We start from the raw sequence: 20,941 nt of genomic DNA, 5'->3' as shown, positions 1-20,941 counted from the left end.
TTGTGTATAATTATTTGTAACACATAGAGACATAGTTTTCAAAGTCTTAAAAAGACGTTTCACTTAAAATAAACCGCATAGTGCTATGCGAAAAAATTATAATTTTCTAGAAACTCTTTAAAATTTATTTTTGAACTATGTTTCTATGTGTTAAATACATTTTACAGCTATTATTAATTTGTTGCTCCAGATTGTGTTGCTTTTTTAGCCAATTCCTGAAGTGTTTTTCCTTTATCGGCACCAAGATTATGTATTCTTCTATTAAATACATCTTGCCAATCGATTAGCGGATAAACGTTATTTTCTTTCGCTTGTTCATCAAACAATTTTTGAAGTTCTGCTAATTTTTCTGGATACTTTTTTGCCAAGTTTACACGCTCGTTAAAATCTTCGTTTAGGTTATATAATTCCCAAACATCAGTATCAAAATTGCTTGGCGCTGGGGCTTCATTTTTGCCTAATGAATTTTTTATCGCAAATGAATCAGGAAGATGTGCTGCTGCAGCTTTCCATCCGTCTTTGTAAATGGCTCTGTTCCCAAAAATATAGTAGTATTGTATTTTGTGTAATGACTCTGCTTTAGCATTATTTAGCGAAGCATATAATGTAGAACCTTGTATCGCATCTTGCTTAACTTCTCTAATATATTCCGGAGCTTTAATTCCTGCAATATCCAGGGTTGTAGGAAGTAAGTCGGTTACATGGCTGTATTGATTTCTGATCCCACCTTTTTCTTTAATTTCTTTTGGATAATAAACAATCAACGGATTGCGTGTTCCTCCTTCTGATTGTGCATCTTGTTTCCAATTTTTAAAAGGCGAATTTGTTGCTTGTGCCCATCCTAAAGGGAAATTTGTATTTAAACCTTTTGCAGTTCCAATTTCTCCGATATTATTTAAATTGTTCTGAAGATTTTGTTCATCAGATACTGTTTTAGAAAAAAGAGATTGGTTAATTGTACCTTGCAAAGTACCTTCTTTACTAGCTCCATTATCACCAATTGCAACAAAAATTAATGTGTTTTCTAGTTGATTAGTTTCTTTTAAATGATTTACGATTCTTCCAATCTCATGATCGGTATAAGTAAGATATCCAGCATATACTTCCATAAATCTGGCGTACACTTTCTTTTGATCAGCTGATAATTTTTTCCAATCGGTAATAAGCGGATTACGTTCTGGTAATATAGCATTGGCAGGAATTACACCTAGTTTTTTTTGATTAGCCAATACTTTCTCACGATATACATCCCAACCTTCGTCAAATTTCCCTTTGTATTGATCGCTCCATGATTCAGCTACCTGATGAGGTGCATGAACAGCTCCGGGTGCATAATACAAGAAGAAAGGTTTATCAGGAGCAGCTTTATGTTGCTTGGTGATATAACTAATGGCTTTATCGGTAATCTGATCCGTTAAGTGTCTGCCATCTGGAGTAACATGGGCATTATCCTCTACTAAATCTGGTTTGTATTGATCTGTTTGTGATCCTAAGAAACCAAAAAAGTGTTCAAAACCTTTACCAGTTGGCCATCTGTCAAACGGTCCGGCATCGGTAGCTTCTTCATCAGGAGTCAATCCGTATTTACCCACTGCAAAAGTATTGTATCCTTTATCTCTTAAAATCTCGGCGATTGTTCCTTTATCAGATGGAATTCTTCCGTCCCAACCAGGAAAACCTGCTGACATAACTGTATGCGAAAATCCGCTAACATGTACTTTACCAGAATTTCTTCCAGTTAATAATGCGGCACGAGTTGGCGCACAAATAGCTGTTGTATGAAAGTTAGTATAGCGTAAACCATTATTTGCCAAATTATCAAATGTTGGTGTTTGTACCAATCCTCCAAAAGAACTTGATGCACCAAAGCCAACATCGTCTAGTAAAATCCAGATAATATTTGGTGCACCTTTTGGTGCCGTAACAGGCTCTGGCCAATATTCTTTAGAGTCGGCTAAGGTTTTACCTATTACGCCTTTAAAGTTTGCATTAGGATTTGTTTGTGCAAATCCTTGTACTGCTCCTAATTGTGTAACTAGTAAAGCAGTAATCAAAAGCCCCTTTTTAGGGCTTTTGATCTTACTATTTGTATTGATTTTTTTCATTTTTTAATAGTTTTATTTATGGTTTGTAGTTAATATCCAGGGTTTTGTGGTAAACCAACTGGGTTAATATTTCTTTCGCTTTGCGGAATTGGGTATAGATTGTTTCTTTCTGAAACTGAGTTTTTTGCAGTTACTTTTTTTACCTCGGTAACCAAAGTTCCCCAACGAACTAAATCATACCAGCGTTGTCCTTCTTGTACAAATTCTTTTTTGCGTTCTTCCTGAATCGCTGCTCTAAATGTTGCAGGGGTTAATCCTGATAAATCTATCGTAGGATCTGGCGTGTTAATTGGTTTTCCATAAGCTCTCCTTCTTACTTGGTTTAAAGCTTCATAGGCTTCGGTAGTAGGTCCGGATTGTTCATTTGTCGCTTCCGCTAAAGTCAATAAGATGTCGGCATAGCGAATAATTGGAAAATTAATTGCCACATTACCGGGTGTAGCCAGATTTGTAAGGTCTAAGTATTTTTTAAATATCGGTTTCGGAAAAGTATAAAGTGTTCCTGTAGCAGGATTCAATAATTGTTTTGCATAACTTACATCTCTTCTGGTATCTCCCGCGGTATAAGTATCATAAAATAAAGCTACATCCGAGATGATATCTGCTGGTTCTGTGGCGGTAAATCCAGTAAAAGACGTTCCTTGAAAAGTGCTTCCGCTAGATCCATTTCCTGCTTGATTTGGCTCAAATTGTACCGAGAAAATATGTTCTTTTCCGTTCTTTTTTGTTTTATTAAATACATCAGCAAAATTTTCAAAAAGGGCGTATCCATATCCACCATTAATAACTTCTTTGGATTTAAGGATTGCGTTTGGCCAATCTTTTCTTGTCAAATAAACTTTTGCCAAAATAGCTTTTGCAGCTCCAGATGTAGCGCGTCCAGCATCATTTGCAGGGTAAGTAGTTGGTAAACTTTCAGCATCCTTTAAGTCGGTGATAATTTGGGCATACACTTGATCTACTGTTGCTCTATTTGCTTTTAGATTTTCTAAATCAATAGATTTTGGTTCGTGTAAAACTATCGGAACTCCGCCCCAAAGACGAACTGCCTGAAAATACAATAGTGCTCTAATGAATTTAGCTTCATTTATCAATCTGGTTTTTACTACTTCTGAACCTGATACTCTGGGAACATTATCGATAGATACATTGGCTCTGTTTATCCCGGCATATATTTGGCGCCAAGCCACTTGTACACGATCAGAAGTTGCATCATGAGTTAAACTACTCAATGCTCTTACTTGAGGATTTGTTGCCGAAACTCCTGCTGCAGCATAATCAGTCGCCATGTCGGTTAGGAAATAAAGATTTCTCCCAAATAAACTTTGTTCTCCCGGATCAAGACTCAAAGAGGCATATACTGCATTTACGCTTGCTACTGCATCATCTTGGGTTTTAAAGTAATTATCTTCGGTTACAAATGAGGTTGGTGTTACCTCAAGTTCGGTGCACGATATAAACAGACCGACACTTAATAGTAATGTTATTATTATTTTTTTCATCGTTTATTTTTTTACTTAGAAAGTTACGTTCAAGCCAGAAATGAATGTTTTAGAGTTTGGATAAGCTCCAAAGTCAATTCCGGGATATAAATTATTTTGTTCATACGAACTTACCTCTGGATCATAACCAGTGTATTTAGTCCATGTTATTAAGTTTTCGGCAGATACATAAAATTTAATGCTCTTTGTTCCTAGTTTAGATGAAAGGCTTTTAGGTAATGTGTATCCAAAAGTGATCAGTTTTAATCTCAGGAAAGAAGCATCTTCTACATAGCGTTCAGAAACTATACCTAGCGGTGAACTAGATGCTCTAGGGATTTCATTACTTGGGTTTGTTGGTGTCCAGCGATCATTTAGAGTTGCTGCAGCATTAGTGCCAAGAGTAGAAATTTCTAATTGTTGGTTAAGTGCATTAAAAATTTTACCTCCATAAGATCCTTGTAAAGAGAAATTCAAATCAAAATCGTGATAGGAGATTGTATTACTAAAACTTCCAACAAATTTTGGCTGAGAACTTCCAAGATCTCCTTTATCAGCAGCCGATATTACTCCATCACCGTTAGTATCTACATATTTTCTATCTCCAACTTTGGTATTGGCAAGACTGTTTATCTTAGGTTGGGTATTAACTTCTTCCTGAGTTTGGAAAATACCATTGGTTTTATATCCCCAAAAAGTACCTAAAGGCGAACCTACTTTTACCGTTACAGGTTGTTGTTGCAACAAAGAACCATTTGGAACTACAGGAAAAAATTGGTCAACTCCATTTCCTATTGAAACTACTTTATTTTTATTGGCAGAGAAAACAATGTTAGAATTCCATGAGAAGTTTTCTGTTCTTAAATTTTCTGTTGTTAGACCAATTTCGATCCCTTTATTTTCAACTCCACCAATGTTTTGTAGTACAGTTGCATATCCTGAGGTAAGCGGAATTGGCACATTTATAAGTAAATCGTTTGTTTTTTTATAATACACATCAAAAACAAAATTTACTCTTCTGTCTAATAATGATAAATCTAAACCTATATTATATTGATTGGTTTTTTCCCATTTTAAATCTGGATTTGCCAATCGGGTAGGAGCTAATCCTGTTTGTAAAGTTCCTCCAAATGCATAATTAACAGAACCCATTGAAGCCAAAGAAAGATAATTTCCTATTTCCTGATTTCCTGTTGTTCCAGCACTTAATCTTAGTTTTGCTTCGGTAACCCCTTTTATGTTTTTAGCAAATTCCTCTTCGGTAATATTCCAGGAAAATCCTGCCGACGGAAAATAACCCCAAAGCGATTCTGAACCAAATCTTGAAGATCCATCAGCACGAGCAGATAATGTAAAATTATATTTGCCTTTATAAGAATAATTTATTCTGGTTAACCATGATTTCAACACACTCTCAAAAGCATCACTATATGGTTTTACGGGTACACCATCTTGTAAAGCATTGTAAGTATTAGCATCATTTACAAAAGTATTTGCACCAGCATTAACGATTTCTCCTTCGGTGTATTGAAGTGTATATCCTGCCAAAGCGGAGAATTTATGGTTTTCACCAAAAGTAGTATTGTAATTTAAGGTGTTTTCGTTTAATACAGAACTTACTAATCGGTCACCTACTGACGCTAATCCTTTTGTTCCTGCACCATTTGTAGTGTTTGATGGCGCATAATAATTTTGTTTAGTACTAATAACATCTCCACTAACAGCGACTTTGGCTACGAGTTTTTTAGTTATTTTATATTCCCCAAACAGACTAGTCAATATTCTATTAATTTTAGTTTCGTTGGTTGTATTTTCCAAATCATTAATAGGGTTTGGTACGTAACCATTAACAGATGTAGCATAAGGGTTTTGAGTTACATTATAAGAACCATCAGAATTTCTGATAGGAACTACGGGAGCCATTAGCAAAGCAGCAACTAACGGATTAGGTTGTCTGCTACTAGAGTTAGAACCGACACCATTAGATATAGAGTTACTATAATTAGCATTTACACCAAACTTAAAAGCTTGAGAATAGTTTCTTTCATAATTGGCGCGAAGAGAAATTCGTTTAAAATCTGATCCAAGCAAAATTCCTTCTTGGTCAAAATAACCTGTAGAAACTGCATATCTGGAACGATCATCTCCGCCAGAGAAAGTTAACTGATGATTTTGGATAGGAGCAGCAGTTCTAAAAGCTGCCTTTTGCCAGTCATAATCTCCAGAAGTTTTAAAGGCTTCTATTTGTGCTGGCGAATAAGAAGGTGCTTGTCCTATACTTGCTTGAACATCATTGCGCAAACTAGCCCATTGGCTTGCATTCATTAGGTCTAATTTTTTCGAAACATTCTGAAATCCGAAATAGCCTTGATACGAAATATTATCTTGTCCTTTTATTCCTTTTTTGGTAGTAATAAGTACCACACCATTTGCACCACGAGAACCATAAATTGCAGTTGCCGAAGCATCTTTTAGCACTTCAATAGATTCTATATCTCCGGGATTTATGGTTGATAGTACATTAACAGTTGCTCCCGAATACGATACGCCTGCAGTACTATTACTATTGTCATTATAAATTAATATTCCATCTACAACATAAAGCGGTTCGTTACCTGCAGTAATCGAGTTTCCTCCCCGAATACGTACACTCGAAGATGCTCCGGGCTGTCCTGAACTTTGGGTAACAACCACTCCGGGAATTGCGCCTCGTAGTAAGTTATCTGCCGATGAGGAAACTTGTGCCAGATTTGCTTTTGGAACAGAAGCTATAGAACCTGTAATGTCTTTTCTTTTTTGAGCTCCATATCCCACAACTACTAACTCGTCTAGTTCCTGGCGTTCTTCTTTTAAACTGATGGTAATAGGATTTTTTTCTACTATTACCTCGGCTTTCTTATATCCTATATAGCTTACTATTAATGTGTATGGGAATTTTTGACCTGTCTGAAAATAAAATTTTCCTTCGGCATCTGTTACTACTCCGTGCGTAGTACCTTTAATATTTACAGAAGCTCCAATAATGGGCTGATTTGTAATGTCATCGACTATGGTTCCGTCGAGTTTAGATTGTATAAGAGGTGTTGTATCTTGTGCATTAATTCCGGCAGATACAAGCAGAAGTAATAGCAATGAGTATATGTTTAATTTTTTTTTCATTTCTTTGTGTTGGTTTAAATAGTAAAGGCATAGCGAAAGCTGAGAAATCAACAATCGTTTCCTTTATAAAGAGATTCACATTTTTTTTAAGCCTGCCATTTCTGTTGCCGCAGAAATGGCTTTTTTTATTTACAGCAACTTCTATACATTGTTTTCATTTTCCTTTTTTTAGTTAATTATTTATTTTAGTTTTTTACATGTTTTTCCACCAACTTGTTCCTTACGCATGTGGTAAAGAATAGTTTTTGTCTTTTCAGTAAGATAATTGTGGAGGGTGTTTAATAAAATTCGTTTAAGTCAAACTATAATAAGTTTATAGTTTTATAATAGGTAAACGAAAATATTACGATGAGAATTAGCAACAGATACACATATAACAGAAGGTGTTATAAGTGTATACTTTAGGAAGACTGTAGTTAGATATTCTCTCGATTGTTTTCAAAATATAGATTGTTTTTATTTAAACTCTACTAATTCTATAGACAAAGTTAAATTATATATAATAAAAACCAAAAATTTATATAATTATTTTTGAAAATAAATGGAGAAAATAGAATTTATTATCCTTTTTGTGTGTTTTAATTTGTTGATTACTAGGTGTTTGTTTTTGTTTGTTGCTTCTTTTTTTATTTAAAAAAAAGATATAGTAATTAATAAAAAAATAGCTTTTTTAATACAATTTCAATATGGAATCTTAATTTATTGACTATCAAAATCTTCCTTTTTATTATTGTTTTGGTATGAAAGTGCTGTTTATCTCATTTGCAACTGAAATTTTAACAAAAGTGGAGCAGAAAAGGGTTTTCGTTATTTTCTTATAATAAACGATAATCTAAAATTTTTAGTTTATAGTATTGATAGTAAGTTATTTATATTCTTTCTTAATACGTGTTTATTCCTTTTTGTGTAAATTTTTTTGTTAATTTTATTCGGAATAAAACCACATTGTTTAAAATAATATCCAATTGGCCATAAAAAAGCCATTAAGGATAATATTGTCTTTAATATGACAAATGTCATTTTAAGTAGGAATTGATTTCTTTAATTTTGATTTTTAATTAAAGAGGTTCATAACTAGAGTACTGATTTAATTAAAAAACGATATTAAAAACAGTCAATTATGAGTAGTTTATCTCAATCACACAAAATTTTATTTTTAAATACTTTAGCATTTACAATCTGTTTTGCTTGCTGGACACTAAATGGTGTTTTGGTTACGTATCTTGTAGATAAAGGTATATTTAATTGGACAGTTGTAGAAACAGGTTGGTTGCTAGGAATTCCTATTCTTTCAGGATCAGTTTTCAGACTTCCTATAGGTATATTAACAGATAAATATGGAGGGAAGATTATATTTTCTGTTTTATTGTTATTATGTTCTGTTCCTCTTTTTCTTCTTCCGTTTGCAAATTCATTCTGGAGTTTTGCAGTTTTAAGCTTTTTATTTGGTTTAGTAGGAACCAGTTTTGCTGTTGGTATAGGATATACTTCGGCTTGGTATCCTCAAAACTGGCAAGGAAGAGCTTTGGGTATTTTCGGAATGGGGAATGCTGGGGCAGCGATTACAACTTTTGTTGCGCCAACTTTATTAAATCATCTATCAGAAAAGGATCCATTAAATGGTTGGAAAATGTTACCAATAATTTATGGAGGTGTTTTAGTTCTTATAGGAATACTTTTTATTGTTTTTGCTAAAAATAAAACCAATCCAGGAGTTTCAAAAACAATGAAAGAGTTAATGTCTCCGCTTAAAAATATCCGAGTTTGGCGTTTTGGAGCCTATTACTTTTTAGTCTTCGGGTGTTTCGTAGCTTATTCACAATGGTTAGTGCCTAATTTCATGAATGTTTACCATACTTCATTGGTAATGGGAGGGATGTTTGCAACAATGTTCAGTTTGCCATCTGGAATAATCAGAGCTTTTGGAGGTTATTTATCTGATAAATTCGGAGCTAGAAAAGTTATGTATTGGGTTTTAGGTTCATCGATAGTTATTAGTTTCTTACTGATGTTCCCAAAAATGGAAATATTTACAGCAGGTCCTGGAGTTCTGGCTAGTAATAATGGTATTGTTACCGAAGTTGCTGCCGATGCAGTAATTGTAAATGGTAAAGAACATAAAATCAATACAAAAGTAATTTCGGGTAATGATGACACAGCAATTTTTCCAGTTAAAAATTCTTGGCAGGAAATTGTTGTAGAACAAAATCAAGAAGTAAAAAAGAAAGAATTACTAGCTAAGGGAATCACTCAAATAAAATTTAGCGCCAATCTTTGGGTCTATGTGATTTTGGTAATCCTGATAGGTATTTCATGGGGAATTGGTAAAGCAGCTGTATATAAACACATTCCAGAATACTTTCCTAATGAGGTAGGTGTTGTTGGTGGAATGGTAGGTTTAATAGGTGGATTAGGCGGATTTGTAGGCCCGATTATCTTTGGTTATCTCCTTAATTATACGGGGCTCTGGACTAGTTCCTGGATATTTATTTTCATAGTATCAGTTCTTTGCTTGTTATGGATGCACCGAACTATTATAAATGCAATGAGAGCAAAATCTCCAAATTTCACCAGAGAAATAGAAGACAAACATTAAAAATTAAAATAAATTAATATATGAAAACTTGGTTAGACAAATGGGAGCCCGAAGATGAAGCATTTTGGAGTTCTACCGGAAGTAAAATTGCTTGGAGGACATTAACAATAACAACAATAACTTTAGTATTATCATTTGCCTCATGGTTTATGATGAGTGTTATAGCAGTTAAATTACCAGGATTAGGGTTTCGTTTTACTAAAGATCAACTTTTCTGGCTAACAGCAATTCCTGGATTAGCTGCCGGAATCTTAAGAATTATTCACACTTTTATATTACCAATATTTGGAACACGACATATAGTGTCGATTGCTACACTTATTAAATTAATTCCTGTAATCGGGATTGGTTTTGCAGTGATGGATGTAAATACTCCATTTTGGGTATTTGCAGTTCTAGCTTTTACTACAGGTTTTGGAGGTGGAGATTTCTCCTCTTATATGCCAAGTACAAGTTTATTTTTCCCTAAAAGACTTAAAGGTACGGCACTCGGAATTCAGGCAGGTATTGGGAATTTTGGTGTTTCGGTAGCACAATTTGTTACACCACTTATTATAAGTGTTAGTATTTTTGGAGCTGCATCAGTATTTACAAGTATTGATCATAAAGAAGCAATAGTTGTTTTTCAGAATGCAAGTATTGAAAAACAAAAAGAGGTTTTTGCTGCATTAGATCCTGAGGTACAAGCTAGAATATTGACCAATGTAAAGAAAACTGTTATTGACTCTGTAAGTACATCAATACAATCAGATGATAAAGTGGCTCTTTTTACGTCACTGCCTTTAAAAGCAAAAGCTAAGGCTATTGCAAATGCAAACCCAAAAATGGCTGAAAAAATATTAAATGATATCAGTCCAAAAAATACAGCGGTTAATAATAAAGAAATCTATTTACAGTCGGCTGCATTTTGGTATGCTCCCTTTCTAATATTATTGTCTATTATAAGTTGGTTTTACTTAAAAAGTATTCCAATGAAAGCATCTGTTAAAGAGCAATTAGATATTTTTTCAAACAAGCATACTTGGTATTGTACAATTACTTACGTAATGACTTTTGGAACTTTCGCTGGTTTATCTGCAGCTTTCCCGTTAATGATCAAGTTTTTATATGGAGATTTTCCTAATGCGCCAGATCCTTTAGTCTATGCTTTTTACGGACCACTTATAGGTTCTGCGAGCCGTATTGCTTTTGGTTTTGTTGCAGATAAAGTGGGAGGAGCTATACTTACTACAATTACTGGTTTAGGAATTTTAGCAGGAGCAATTATTTTAGTTACAGAAGGATTAGTAGCACCAACAAGTATGGATCAATTTCCTCTTTTTGTAACAGTAATTTTAGCGATGTTCTTTTTTACCGGAATTGGAAACGCAGGTACGTTTAGACAATACCCAATTATTTTTGCCGAAAACCAACGTCAGGCAGCTGGAGTTATTGGTTGGACAGCAGCAATCGCAGCATTTGGGCCATTTATCTTTTCTAAATTAATCGGGAATAATCTTTCTGCTAATGGTACTGTAAATCAATTCTTTATTGGCGTTGCTATTTTCACTATATTAGCTACAGGTATCAATTGGTGGTTCTATAATCGTAAAGGTTGTGAGAAACCGAGTTAATAAGTAATTCATTAAATTTTAATTAAGGATGAAAAATAAAACTTTTAATACCAAAGCTTTACTTGTTGCAACTCTTGTATCTGCATTAACTATAGTACTTGTTTTTTACGGGTCGAGACAACTACAAAATTTTGATGCTGCACTAGTTACTTATTTATTCGGAACTGTGTTTGCCTTCTTCGGGATCGTATATCGTTATTCAGTTTGGTTACAACGCCCACCCACATGGATGTATTTTAAGAGAAGTATCAAGTTTCTATTTACAGGAAAAATATTCTCCCATTTATGGTTTTTAGGAAAAGAATCGGTAGAGAATATTGTTGTTCAGAAATTCATTTACCCAAGAAGTAAATACCGTTGGATAGCACACTTTTGTATTGCATTAGGTTGTATGTCGGCATTTGCAATAACAATTCCGCTTACGTTCGGATGGATACATTTTACTTTGGCACCGGATTCCATTTCGATTTATGAAGCCCATTTTTTTGGATTTAAAATGATGGATTTCAAAATAGGATCATTTATGGCATTCATGATTTTTCATGCTTTAAACTGGTCATCTTGGTTAGTTATAATTGGATCAGTTTATTATTTGCGAAGACGATTAACAAATCCGGGTTTAATTGCTACACAATCTTTTGAGGGTGATTTATTACCACTTATTTTATTAATCGCAATATCAGTTACAGGATTATGTCTTACCTATTCTTATCAATTTATGAAAGGATTTGCGTTTGATTTCCTGGCTGTAATTCATGCCGTAACAGTAATTATGTTTTTAATATGGATTCCTTTCGGGAAATTCTTCCATATCATTCAGCGTCCAGCTCAGATTGGAGCCCATATTTACAAGAAAGAAGGAATGAAAAAAGGAATGGCAGTTTGTCCGCATACAGGAGAAGAATTTGCTACCCAATTACATATTAATGATCTAAAGATTGTTACCAAAGAATTAGGATTTGACTTTACTCATGAAGATGGAACTTCACACCTTGATTTAAGTCCAGAAGGAAAAAGATCCCGATTGGCGCAAGCACATTTAAAAGCAAGATTAGAAAGCGGCGGAAGCTTATTTGGATAATTTTTTAAAAGTATACAGTCACAGTTTACAGTCACAGTTTTAAACTTTGGACTTTAAACTTTAAACAAAAAAAGAAAAACATGGCAAAATTACCTGTATCAACCGAGAAGATAATTGAAGATTTTGGACCGCATTTAAATTATGCGCCTAAAGATGGTTACGAAGGTAGAGATGAACCAGATGAAATAGTAAAAACACATTGTTGTTTTTGCGGTATGCAATGTGGTATTCAATTATTAGTAAAAGAAAATAAAGTAGTAGGATTCGAGCCTTGGATGGAATTTCCTTTTAACGAAGGTCGTTTGTGTCCAAAAGGAGTACAGCGCTATTTACAAAATAATCATCCCGACCGACTTTTACATCCTATAAAAAGAGTAGAAGGAAAAGGTTTTGAGAAAACGACTTGGGATGAAGCAATGGATAAAACCGTATCTGAAATAAAAAGAATTCAGGAAAAATATGGCAAGCACGCTTTTTCTATGTTATCAGGAGTATCACTTTCCAACGAAAAAAGTTACTTGGTAGGAAAGTTTGCGCGTGTAGCGTTAAAAACTAGAAACCTGGATTATAACGGTAGGCTTTGTATGGTGAGTGCAGGAGCAGGAAATAAAAAAGCTTTTGGATTGGACCGTGCTTCAAATAATTATTCTGATTTAGAATATGCCGAAGTAATTATTGTTAGTGGTGCAAACATTAGCGAAACTTTCCCAACATTAACCCATTGGATCTGGAAAGCCAGAGATAGAGGGGCTAAACTTATAGTTATAGATCCTAGAATGATTCCGTTGGCAAGAACAGCAGATATTCATTTAGACATAAAACCAGGAACCGACTCGGCATTATATGGTGCGATGCTAAAATATTTGGTAGATCACGATATGTTAGACCATGATTTTATAGATAATTATACATCAGGTTTTCAGGAAACTATAGATGCTGTAAAAGATTATACCTTAGAATGGGCAGAGGAAATTACAGGAATTGATAAAAATAAAATTAAAGCTGCGGCAGAATTATGGGGTAAAGCCAAAACGAGCTTTTTGCTTCATGCTCGTGGTATTGAACAACATACTAAAGGAGTTGATAATGTAGTAGGATGCATCAATTTAGTTCTGGCAACAGGAAGACTAGGCAAACCTTACTGCGGATACGGAACAATAACCGGACAAGGAAACGGACAAGGAGGAAGAGAGCATGGACATAAATGTGATCAACTACCAGGAAATAGAGATATTGAAAATCCAGAACACCGTAAATACATATCGCAAGTTTGGGGAATTGATGAAAAAGATATGCCAGGAAAAGGGCTATCAGCTTACGAAATCATTGATGCTATTCATAGAGGAGAAATAAAAGGATTACTTTCTATTTGTTTTAATCCGTTGGTATCATTGCCAAATAACAGTTATGTAAGAGAAGCACTAGAAAAATTAGAGTTTTATGTTTGTATCGATTTCTTCTTGAATGAAACTGCCCGTCATGCAGATATTGTTCTTGCAGGATCTTTGCAAGAAGAAGAAGAAGGAACAACTACATCGGCAGAAGGGCGAGTTATCAGAATTCGTCAAGCAGTTACTCCTCCGGGAGATGCAAGAACAGATACTTCTATTTTCTTAGAATTAGCAAAAAGACTAGGAGAAGAAGATAAGTTTACTTATGAAAATAGTGAAGCTATTTTTAATGAGCTTCGAGTTGCCTCAAAAGGAGGAACAGCAGATTATTTTGGAATATCTTATAAAAAAATAGAAGATAATATGGGAGTTTTTTGGCCATGTCCAACAGATGATCACCCAGGAACACCTAGATTATGGGAAGATAAAGTATTTTGTACTCCAGATAAGAAAGCTCATTTTAATCCGGCACCATATAGATTACCAAGTGAAGTTACAGATGATAAATATCCGATAACGCTCACAACTGGGCGTGTTGTTTCTCAATATCTAAGTGGAACTCAAACACGAAGAATAGGGAAGTTAGTAGATCAAATTCCAGAACCTTTACTAGAAATTCATCCTGAGCTGGCTTTGAAATACGGAATTAAACAGCGTGAATTAGTGCGAGTTGAAACCCGAAGAGGAGAAGGGATTTTTCCAGCTAACATTGTGGAGACTATCCGAAAAGATACTGTTTTTATCCCTTACCATTGGCCGGGAATAAAATCAGCAAATCAATTAACAATCGGAACATTAGATCCAGTTTCTAAAATGCCAGAATTTAAAGTTTGTGCCTGTTTATTGGACCCGCAAGGAGTAATTGCGCCACCATCTACAGAATCAGAAGCTTATGCAAGTATTTAATCTATAAAAACGTGACTATGAACCAAACTAATTTTAATACAAATGAAGAGTTTTTTGTAGATCTGCAGCGTTGTATTGGTTGTAAGGCTTGCGAAATGGCTTGTGCAGAATGTGAAACTAACGGGCAAGAATCATTGATCAGTGTGAATTATGTCGAGCGTTCATCAACAATTCAAACTACCGTGCAGGTTTGTATGCATTGTGAAGATCCAGTATGTGCAAACGTATGTCCAGCCGATGCAATTTCACAAGACGAATTCGGAATCGTACATACTGCCAATACCGAAAGATGTATAGGTTGCTCAAACTGCGTGATGGCATGTCCGTTTGGAGTGCCTAAAAAGATGGAAGAGTACGATTTAATGATGAAATGTACGATGTGTTATGATAGAACAAGTGTGGGTAAAAAACCAATGTGTGCAACTGTTTGTCCTAGTGGAGCTTTATTTTACGGAACAAGAGCCGAAATTGAAGAAATGAGACCAAATAGTACACCAATCAACACATTTATCTTCGGAAAAGAAGTAGTAAATACCAAAGTAAACATTATGATGCCTAAAGGCAGTAATGAATTAAGAATATATTAAATCTAAAATCCATGTCAAAAGAAGATAATTTAAATCAAAACTGGAAAAAAGATTTCCCAATAAAAAAGCAAGAATCTACTCAGGTAAGCCGACGTGATTTTGCTAAATTCCTAACATTTGTGTCAGGAGGATTAATGGTAGGTAGTGGATTTGTTGCTGCAAAAGCCTATTTATTGCCAAAAGAAGGAGTACAAGGAGAGCATTTTATTTGCAATAAAGATGAAGTTCCAGTAGGAGGAACAAGAGGATTTGTAATAGAAGGAAGTACTGTACCTTATATTTTGATACATCTGGAAAATGGAGATTTCAAGGCATATGAACAAAAATGTACGCATTTGTCTTGTTCTGTATTTTATAAACCGGGAACAGGAATAATTCATTGTCCTTGCCATGATGGCTCATTTGATGCTGCGACTGGAGATGTAATTTCTGGACCTCCACCTAGAGCACTACCAAAATTAGAAGTGTTTTTTAAAGATAAAGGCGTTTTTGTAAAAGAATTTGTAGAACAGAAAGAAAGTTAGAGCAACCCTAAAAAAATAGTAGTATGAGTACTTTTAGAAGAAGTCAGAATCGTGCCAATCCAAATAAGTTGAACAATATACTTTCGACACTAATTTTTATTTTAATCTTAAATGTAAGTATCCAAATTTGGTTGTTATATGCTTCCTTGAACAACGCATTGGATAATAACACTGAAATATTATTGCCTGCATTTATAGCTTCTGCTGTATTGTTTTTAATTGGGTTTTCATGGATGTATTATTTACCACAAGGAAACTTTAAAAAGAAATAAGATATTTCTACAATTGTAATTGCTTAATATATAGGTTTAAAAACGAGTTTATACCTGTAAATGCCTTTGAATACCTTTGTCAAAGTTTTTAATTTTGACAAAGGTTGTGTTAATTTAGAACACAGTATTTAAAGAATTAAGCTTAAATTTATACTCCTTAGAAATTTTAAATTAGTAAAGATTTCTACCAAATTAAAATACTTGTATTTGTAATACGTATTTTTACTTATATAAAACATCAACATGATTCAAGTAGATAAAGCCTTATCCATTATTGCTGACAACAGTATTAAAATGCCAGTTCGTAAAATAAAAGTGAGTAAATCACTTGGTTATATACTTGCCGAAACGGTTTATGCACCTATCGCAATGCCACCATTTCGTCAATCGGCTATGGATGGTTATGCTTTTACACATTCAGATAATAAGCAATATGATGTAATTGGTATTTCGCAAGCAGGAGATAGTGATAAGCATAAAATAAAAGCCAATCAGGCAATACGAATTTTTACTGGAGCATTTGTACCAGATTCTGTAGATACAGTAGTAATGCAAGAGCATGTTACTGTCGATGGAGATTCGATTACGATAGATAAAATGCCAGAACCTAATGCAAATGTTAGAGCAAAAGGAGAACAGGTTAATGATGGGGATATCATGCTCGAAAAAGATACGCTATTAACTCCAGCTGGAATTGGTTTTTTGGCCTGTTTAGGAATTAGAGAAGTTAGTGTATACAGTAAGCCAAAAGTAGCCATTCTAGTTACAGGAAATGAATTAGTACAACCAGGAAAGAAATTAAAATTAGGTAAGATTTTCGAAAGTAATTCGATTATGTTGCAAGCTGCTCTTGAAACTGCAGGAATTAAAAAAGTAAAAGTTTTTAGAGTAAAAGATAATTTAAAAGCTACTAAAAAAGTTCTGAAAAAGCTTTTAGAAAAATACGATATGATTCTTGTTTCGGGAGGGATTTCGGTTGGAGACTATGATTTTGTTAAAGAAGCTTTATTAAAAAATGGAGTAGAAGAGTTGTTTTATAAAATAAACCAAAAGCCAGGAAAACCTTTGTTCTTTGGAAATAAAGAAGAAAAATTAGTTTTTGCATTACCAGGAAATCCAGCATCGTCACTTACCAGTTTTTATGTGTATGTTTTACCAGCACTAAAAAAAATGATGGGATTTGAGGATATTCATTTAAAAAGAATTGTTAGAAAACTAAGTACAGCAGTAATCAATACTACAGGGAAAACATTATTTTTAAAAGCGCTGTATGATGAAACCCACGTAAGTGTATTAGATAGCCAAAGCTCGGCAATGTTAAATACTTTTGCTACAGCAAATTCCCTACTTTTTGTACCTTACGACAGCACAGAAATTAAAAAAGAGGAGAACGTAATTTTGTTACCATTAGATTAAATATAACTATGAACATATTAACGACCGAAAATTTAATCATTTTTTGCATTGCACTTGTAGTAATTGCTTTTTTATACTCAAGTGTTGGTCATGGCGGAGCTTCAGGTTATTTGGCACTTATGGCAATTTTTGCTTTCCCGATTGGTATAATGAAACCTTCGGCGTTATTGCTTAATTTGTTTGTGTCCAGTATCTCTTTCTTCTTTTATTATAAGATGAATTATTTTAAGCCCAAGCTCTTTTATCCTTTTGCAATAGCATCGATTCCAGCGGCTTTTATAGGAGGATTTATAACATTAGATAGTACGGTTTACAAAGTAATATTAGGATTAGTTTTGGTATTTGCAGCGTTTAGATTATTTGGTTTTTTTAATTTTAAAGAAAAAGAAGCTGTAGTAATTAAACTTCCTTTTGCATTGGCTTTAGGATTTGGGATAGGTTTATTATCAGGAATGCTAGGAATCGGAGGCGGAATTATATTAAGTCCTATTTTATTATTTTTAGGTTGGGCATCAGTTAAAGAGTCCGCAGCGGTTTCAAGTCTATTTATTTTCGTAAATTCACTAGCGGGAATAACAGGTTATTTTCTAGGAGGAAAAACCATTCCAATAGATAGTTTTTATTTAGTACCAATTGCAGTTTTTGGAGGAATCTTAGGTGGTTATTACGGAAGTGGATACTTCTCTAACAAAACATTAAAATATGTTTTAGGAGTTGTTATTCTGCTCGCAAGTGTAAAATTGATATTTCCATAGGATAATAAATATTTATTTAACACATAGAAACATAGGTTTATGGGTTAATAAAGAGCACAAAAAGAAATACATTTCTTTCACATAGCCAGCTCTGTGTTTTATAAATAAGTGAAACGCCTTTTTAAGAGTACAAAAATCTATGTTTCTATGTGTTAAAAAAGAAAAAGATTTAATTTATATATGATGTGATATGAAAGATCTGGCAGTTTTTATTCTATGTGGAGGAAAAAGTTCCCGGATGCAATCTGAGAAAGGATTAGTATTGTTTAAAGGCAAACCCTTTATAGAACATATCATTCAGGCTATTGTGCCTATTACAAATAACATACACTTGGTTACAAATGGAAATGATTATGACTATTTGGAGTATAATAAAATAAGTGATATCGAAATTGACAAAGGTCCGTTGGGAGGAATTTATAGTGCTTTGTATCATTCAGAAAGTGAATTTAGCATGATTTTGAGTTGTGATATTCCTTTGATATCTACCGAATTATTATCTGAGTTAATCGAAAAACATGATGAAGAAGCAGCGATTACTGTTTTATCATCAGAGAGCCGAATGCATCCTTTGATTGGGATTTATGCTAAAAAAAATCTTCCAATTATTAAAGAAGCAATTGCCCAAGGAGATTTAAAATTAATGAATCTGATAGCCAAAGTGCCACATCAAATTATAACTTTCGACGAAAGTCAAAGTCTTAATTTTACGAATATAAATTCGCCAGACGAATTAAATGATCTTAATGCCAATTTAAACTCGATGTTATGAAAATATCATTAAGACCTAAGTTAACCGTTGTAGGAGCAGGGCCAGGTGATGTAGAGTTAATTACGATAAAAGCAATAAAAGCATTACAAAATGCCGATGTGGTTTTGTATGATGCTTTGGTAAACGAAGAATTATTAAAATATGCTACAAATGCAGAAATTGTTTTTGTAGGGAAACGTTTGGGATGCCATGCGTATAGTCAGGATCAGATAAATGAATTAATTGTATCGATGGCAAATCGTTATGGTCATGTAGTTCGGTTAAAAGGAGGAGATTCTTTTGTATTTGGGCGTGGGATTGAAGAAATAGAATATGCTCAAAAGTTTAATTTGGAAACAGCTGTTGTTCCCGGAATTTCATCGGCTTTAGGAGTTCCTGCTACAAACGGAATTAGTTTGACACAAAGAGAAATAGCCGAAAGTTTTTGGGTTATTACAGGAACAACTGCAGATCATAAATTATCAAAAGATATAAATTTAGCATCACAATCGGCTGCAACGGTTGTTATCCTTATGGGAATGCATAAGCTAGGTGAAATAATTGCTTTATATCAAAAAAACAGAACGGATGATTTGCCTATTACGGTTATTCAAAACGGAACAAAAGAGAATCAAAAGAAAGTAACAGGAACGATTAGTACAATTGTTCAACAGGTTAAAGATAAAGAAATAACTTCGCCAGCAATAATAGTTATTGGTGAAGTAGTAAGAAATATATTAGAACTAAACTCCTACTTTGAAGAATACTTTGAAGATGAGTTTATTTATCAGAATTTAAATTTAAAGCCATGATAGAGGTTAAATATTTTGGTGCTGTCGCAGAAAAAACAAATTGCCCAACAGAAAAAATTCCTTTGGGGAATTTGTCATTGGACCAATTATTAAACGATTTAGATAAAAAATATCAGTTAAATACACTCTCGTTTAGTATAGCAATCAATCAGAAGATAGTTCCCAAAACAACTGTTTATGAATTAAAAAGCAATGATATTATTGCTTTATTACCACCTTTTGCAGGTGGATAAATACATTTAATATGTCAGCATCACGTTATAATCGACAAATTATACTTCCTGAAGTGGGAGAAATTGGTCAGCAAAAATTATTTAAAGCCAAAGTATTGATAATTGGTGCAGGTGGTTTAGCATCGGCTATATTGCCTTATTTGGCTGCTGCGGGAGTTGGAGAAATAGGAATTGTAGATGATGATGTAATCGAGTTGAGTAATTTGCATCGTCAGGTTATTTATAAAAATGATGCAGTTGGAAATAGTAAAGTGCTAGAGGCAAAACGCATGACGACTGAATTAAATCCGACAGTTAAAATAAACGCTATATCCGAAAGGCTTTCGGGAGAAAATGCACTCGATTTATTTAAGCATTATGATATAATAGTTGATGCTACGGATAATCTATCAACAAAATATCTTATAAACGATGCCTGTTGCGTTGTAAATAAACCATTAGTTTATGGTTCTATTTATAGATTTGAAGGGCAAGTTTCAGTCTTTAATTATAAAAACGGACCTACGTATCGTTGTTTATATTCAGATGAAAATAGTCAATCTTTAAATTGTAATGATGCAGGAGTAATTGGAATTTCGGTAGGGATTATCGGAATGTTACAAGCAAATGAAGTCATAAAAATGATTTTAGGAATAGGCGAGGTGCTGAGTGGTAAAATACTGGTTTATAATTTATTGAATAATGAACAGCAAAAGTATGACTTTGAAAAAAAGGAAAACTTAGTTATTGATAAATCTACTTTTGAAGCAAAATATAAAGTAATCAAAAATCAAGCAGAAGAAATTACTGTCGAAGCAGTTTTGAATCAAATAGATTTTGAAGAGATACTTTTTTTAGATGTTAGAAATTTAGGAGAACTTCCAGAAATTAATCTCAAAAATAGAGTCCAGATTCCGTTATTGAATTTAGAAGATGAAATGGAGAAACTGAATAAAAATCAAACTATTTATGTTTTCTGTCAATCAGGAATAAGAAGTAAAATGGCAGTTGAATTACTTAGTAAGAATCAGTTCAAAAATGTAAAAAGTATAATCGGAGGAGCTTTGGCACTGAATCAATTATTGAAAGAAGGTTCAAAGGTTTTAAAAAAAGGCTCTAAGGTGCTAAGGATCTGAGATTCTAAGTTTTTAAGCTTTGCGAACTTTGCGGTTAATTTCTTAGTCACAGATTAAAAGGATTAAAGAAAATCTGTGAGAATCTGTGTAATCAGTGGTAAAAAGTTTTTTAAAAAATAATTCGTGGTAAATAAAAATAAAAAA

At 33.7% G+C, this 20,941-nt stretch carries 16 protein-coding genes; 13 read left to right on the top strand and 3 right to left on the bottom strand.

Annotated features, from left to right (window positions below; translation table 11 throughout):
• Nucleotides 1-173: 173 nt before the first annotated feature.
• The 3 genes from SHI72_RS17170 to SHI72_RS17160 are packed head-to-tail and all read right to left on the bottom strand — an operon-like array spanning nucleotide 174 to nucleotide 6,745.
• Nucleotides 174-2,105, bottom strand: coding sequence for an arylsulfatase (locus SHI72_RS17170; protein ID WP_323490792.1), 1,932 nt, complete (start codon nucleotides 2,103-2,105; stop codon nucleotides 174-176).
• Between the two features lie 29 nt (nucleotides 2,106-2,134).
• On the bottom strand, nucleotides 2,135-3,607 hold the full coding sequence (locus SHI72_RS17165) for a RagB/SusD family nutrient uptake outer membrane protein (protein WP_323490791.1): 1,473 nt from the start codon (nucleotides 3,605-3,607) through the stop codon (nucleotides 2,135-2,137).
• Between the two features lie 15 nt (nucleotides 3,608-3,622).
• Entirely contained in the window at nucleotides 3,623-6,745 is a 3,123-nt protein-coding gene (locus SHI72_RS17160) for a TonB-dependent receptor (RefSeq protein WP_323490790.1), read from the bottom strand.
• Between the two features lie 1,120 nt (nucleotides 6,746-7,865).
• Here SHI72_RS17160 and SHI72_RS17155 point away from each other — a divergent pair.
• From SHI72_RS17155 to SHI72_RS17095, 13 genes are all read left to right on the top strand, one after another.
• Nucleotides 7,866-9,341, top strand: a complete 1,476-nt coding sequence (locus tag SHI72_RS17155; RefSeq protein WP_323490789.1) for an MFS transporter — start codon at nucleotides 7,866-7,868, stop codon at nucleotides 9,339-9,341.
• Nucleotides 9,342-9,361: 20 nt separating this feature from the next.
• On the top strand, nucleotides 9,362-10,954 hold the full coding sequence (locus SHI72_RS17150) for a magnesium transporter MgtE N-terminal domain-containing protein (protein ID WP_039112848.1): 1,593 nt from the start codon (nucleotides 9,362-9,364) through the stop codon (nucleotides 10,952-10,954).
• Nucleotides 10,955-10,982: 28 nt separating this feature from the next.
• Nucleotides 10,983-12,035: a hypothetical protein gene (locus tag SHI72_RS17145; RefSeq protein WP_039112847.1), complete on the top strand. Its 1,053-nt coding sequence runs from the start codon at nucleotides 10,983-10,985 to the stop codon at nucleotides 12,033-12,035.
• Nucleotides 12,036-12,115: 80 nt separating this feature from the next.
• Nucleotides 12,116-14,332, top strand: coding sequence for a molybdopterin oxidoreductase family protein (locus SHI72_RS17140; RefSeq protein WP_323490788.1), 2,217 nt, complete (start codon nucleotides 12,116-12,118; stop codon nucleotides 14,330-14,332).
• Nucleotides 14,333-14,349: 17 nt separating this feature from the next.
• Nucleotides 14,350-14,919 carry a 4Fe-4S dicluster domain-containing protein gene (locus tag SHI72_RS17135; RefSeq protein ID WP_039112845.1) on the top strand — a complete coding sequence of 190 codons (570 nt, stop codon included), beginning with the start codon at nucleotides 14,350-14,352 and terminating at the stop codon, nucleotides 14,917-14,919.
• An 11-nt stretch (nucleotides 14,920-14,930) separates the two neighbouring features.
• Nucleotides 14,931-15,443 (top strand): Rieske (2Fe-2S) protein, encoded by a 513-nt coding sequence (locus tag SHI72_RS17130; protein ID WP_039112844.1) that lies wholly within the window; start codon nucleotides 14,931-14,933, stop codon nucleotides 15,441-15,443.
• Between the two features lie 23 nt (nucleotides 15,444-15,466).
• Nucleotides 15,467-15,715 carry a DUF6755 family protein gene (locus SHI72_RS17125; protein ID WP_039112843.1) on the top strand — a complete coding sequence of 83 codons (249 nt, stop codon included), beginning with the start codon at nucleotides 15,467-15,469 and terminating at the stop codon, nucleotides 15,713-15,715.
• 243 nt (nucleotides 15,716-15,958) lie between these two features.
• Nucleotides 15,959-17,131: a gephyrin-like molybdotransferase Glp gene (gene glp, locus SHI72_RS17120; RefSeq protein ID WP_323490787.1), complete on the top strand. Its 1,173-nt coding sequence runs from the start codon at nucleotides 15,959-15,961 to the stop codon at nucleotides 17,129-17,131.
• A gap of 8 nt (nucleotides 17,132-17,139) precedes the next feature.
• Nucleotides 17,140-17,886 (top strand): sulfite exporter TauE/SafE family protein, encoded by a 747-nt coding sequence (locus SHI72_RS17115; protein ID WP_323490786.1) that lies wholly within the window; start codon nucleotides 17,140-17,142, stop codon nucleotides 17,884-17,886.
• Between the two features lie 190 nt (nucleotides 17,887-18,076).
• Nucleotides 18,077-18,658, top strand: a complete 582-nt coding sequence (locus SHI72_RS17110; protein ID WP_323490785.1) for a molybdenum cofactor guanylyltransferase — start codon at nucleotides 18,077-18,079, stop codon at nucleotides 18,656-18,658.
• Entirely contained in the window at nucleotides 18,655-19,449 is a 795-nt protein-coding gene (cobA, locus tag SHI72_RS17105) for a uroporphyrinogen-III C-methyltransferase (protein WP_323490784.1), read from the top strand. The genes SHI72_RS17110 and cobA overlap by 4 nt, the downstream gene beginning before the upstream one ends.
• The gene (locus tag SHI72_RS17100; RefSeq protein ID WP_039120564.1) at nucleotides 19,446-19,682 is read left to right on the top strand and encodes a MoaD/ThiS family protein; all 237 of its coding nucleotides are present in this window, start codon (nucleotides 19,446-19,448) and stop codon (nucleotides 19,680-19,682) included. The genes cobA and SHI72_RS17100 overlap by 4 nt, the downstream gene beginning before the upstream one ends.
• A gap of 11 nt (nucleotides 19,683-19,693) precedes the next feature.
• Complete coding sequence (locus SHI72_RS17095; protein WP_323490783.1) at nucleotides 19,694-20,797, top strand: HesA/MoeB/ThiF family protein; 1,104 nt, start codon at nucleotides 19,694-19,696, stop codon at nucleotides 20,795-20,797.
• The last annotated feature ends 144 nt before the right edge of the window (nucleotides 20,798-20,941 follow it).

The sequence above is a fragment of the Flavobacterium sp. PL02 genome (genome assembly GCF_035013205.1).
Taxonomy (GTDB): domain Bacteria; phylum Bacteroidota; class Bacteroidia; order Flavobacteriales; family Flavobacteriaceae; genus Flavobacterium.
Note: the sequence above shows the minus strand (reverse complement) of the source record. Positions and strands in the feature narration are given on the sequence as shown.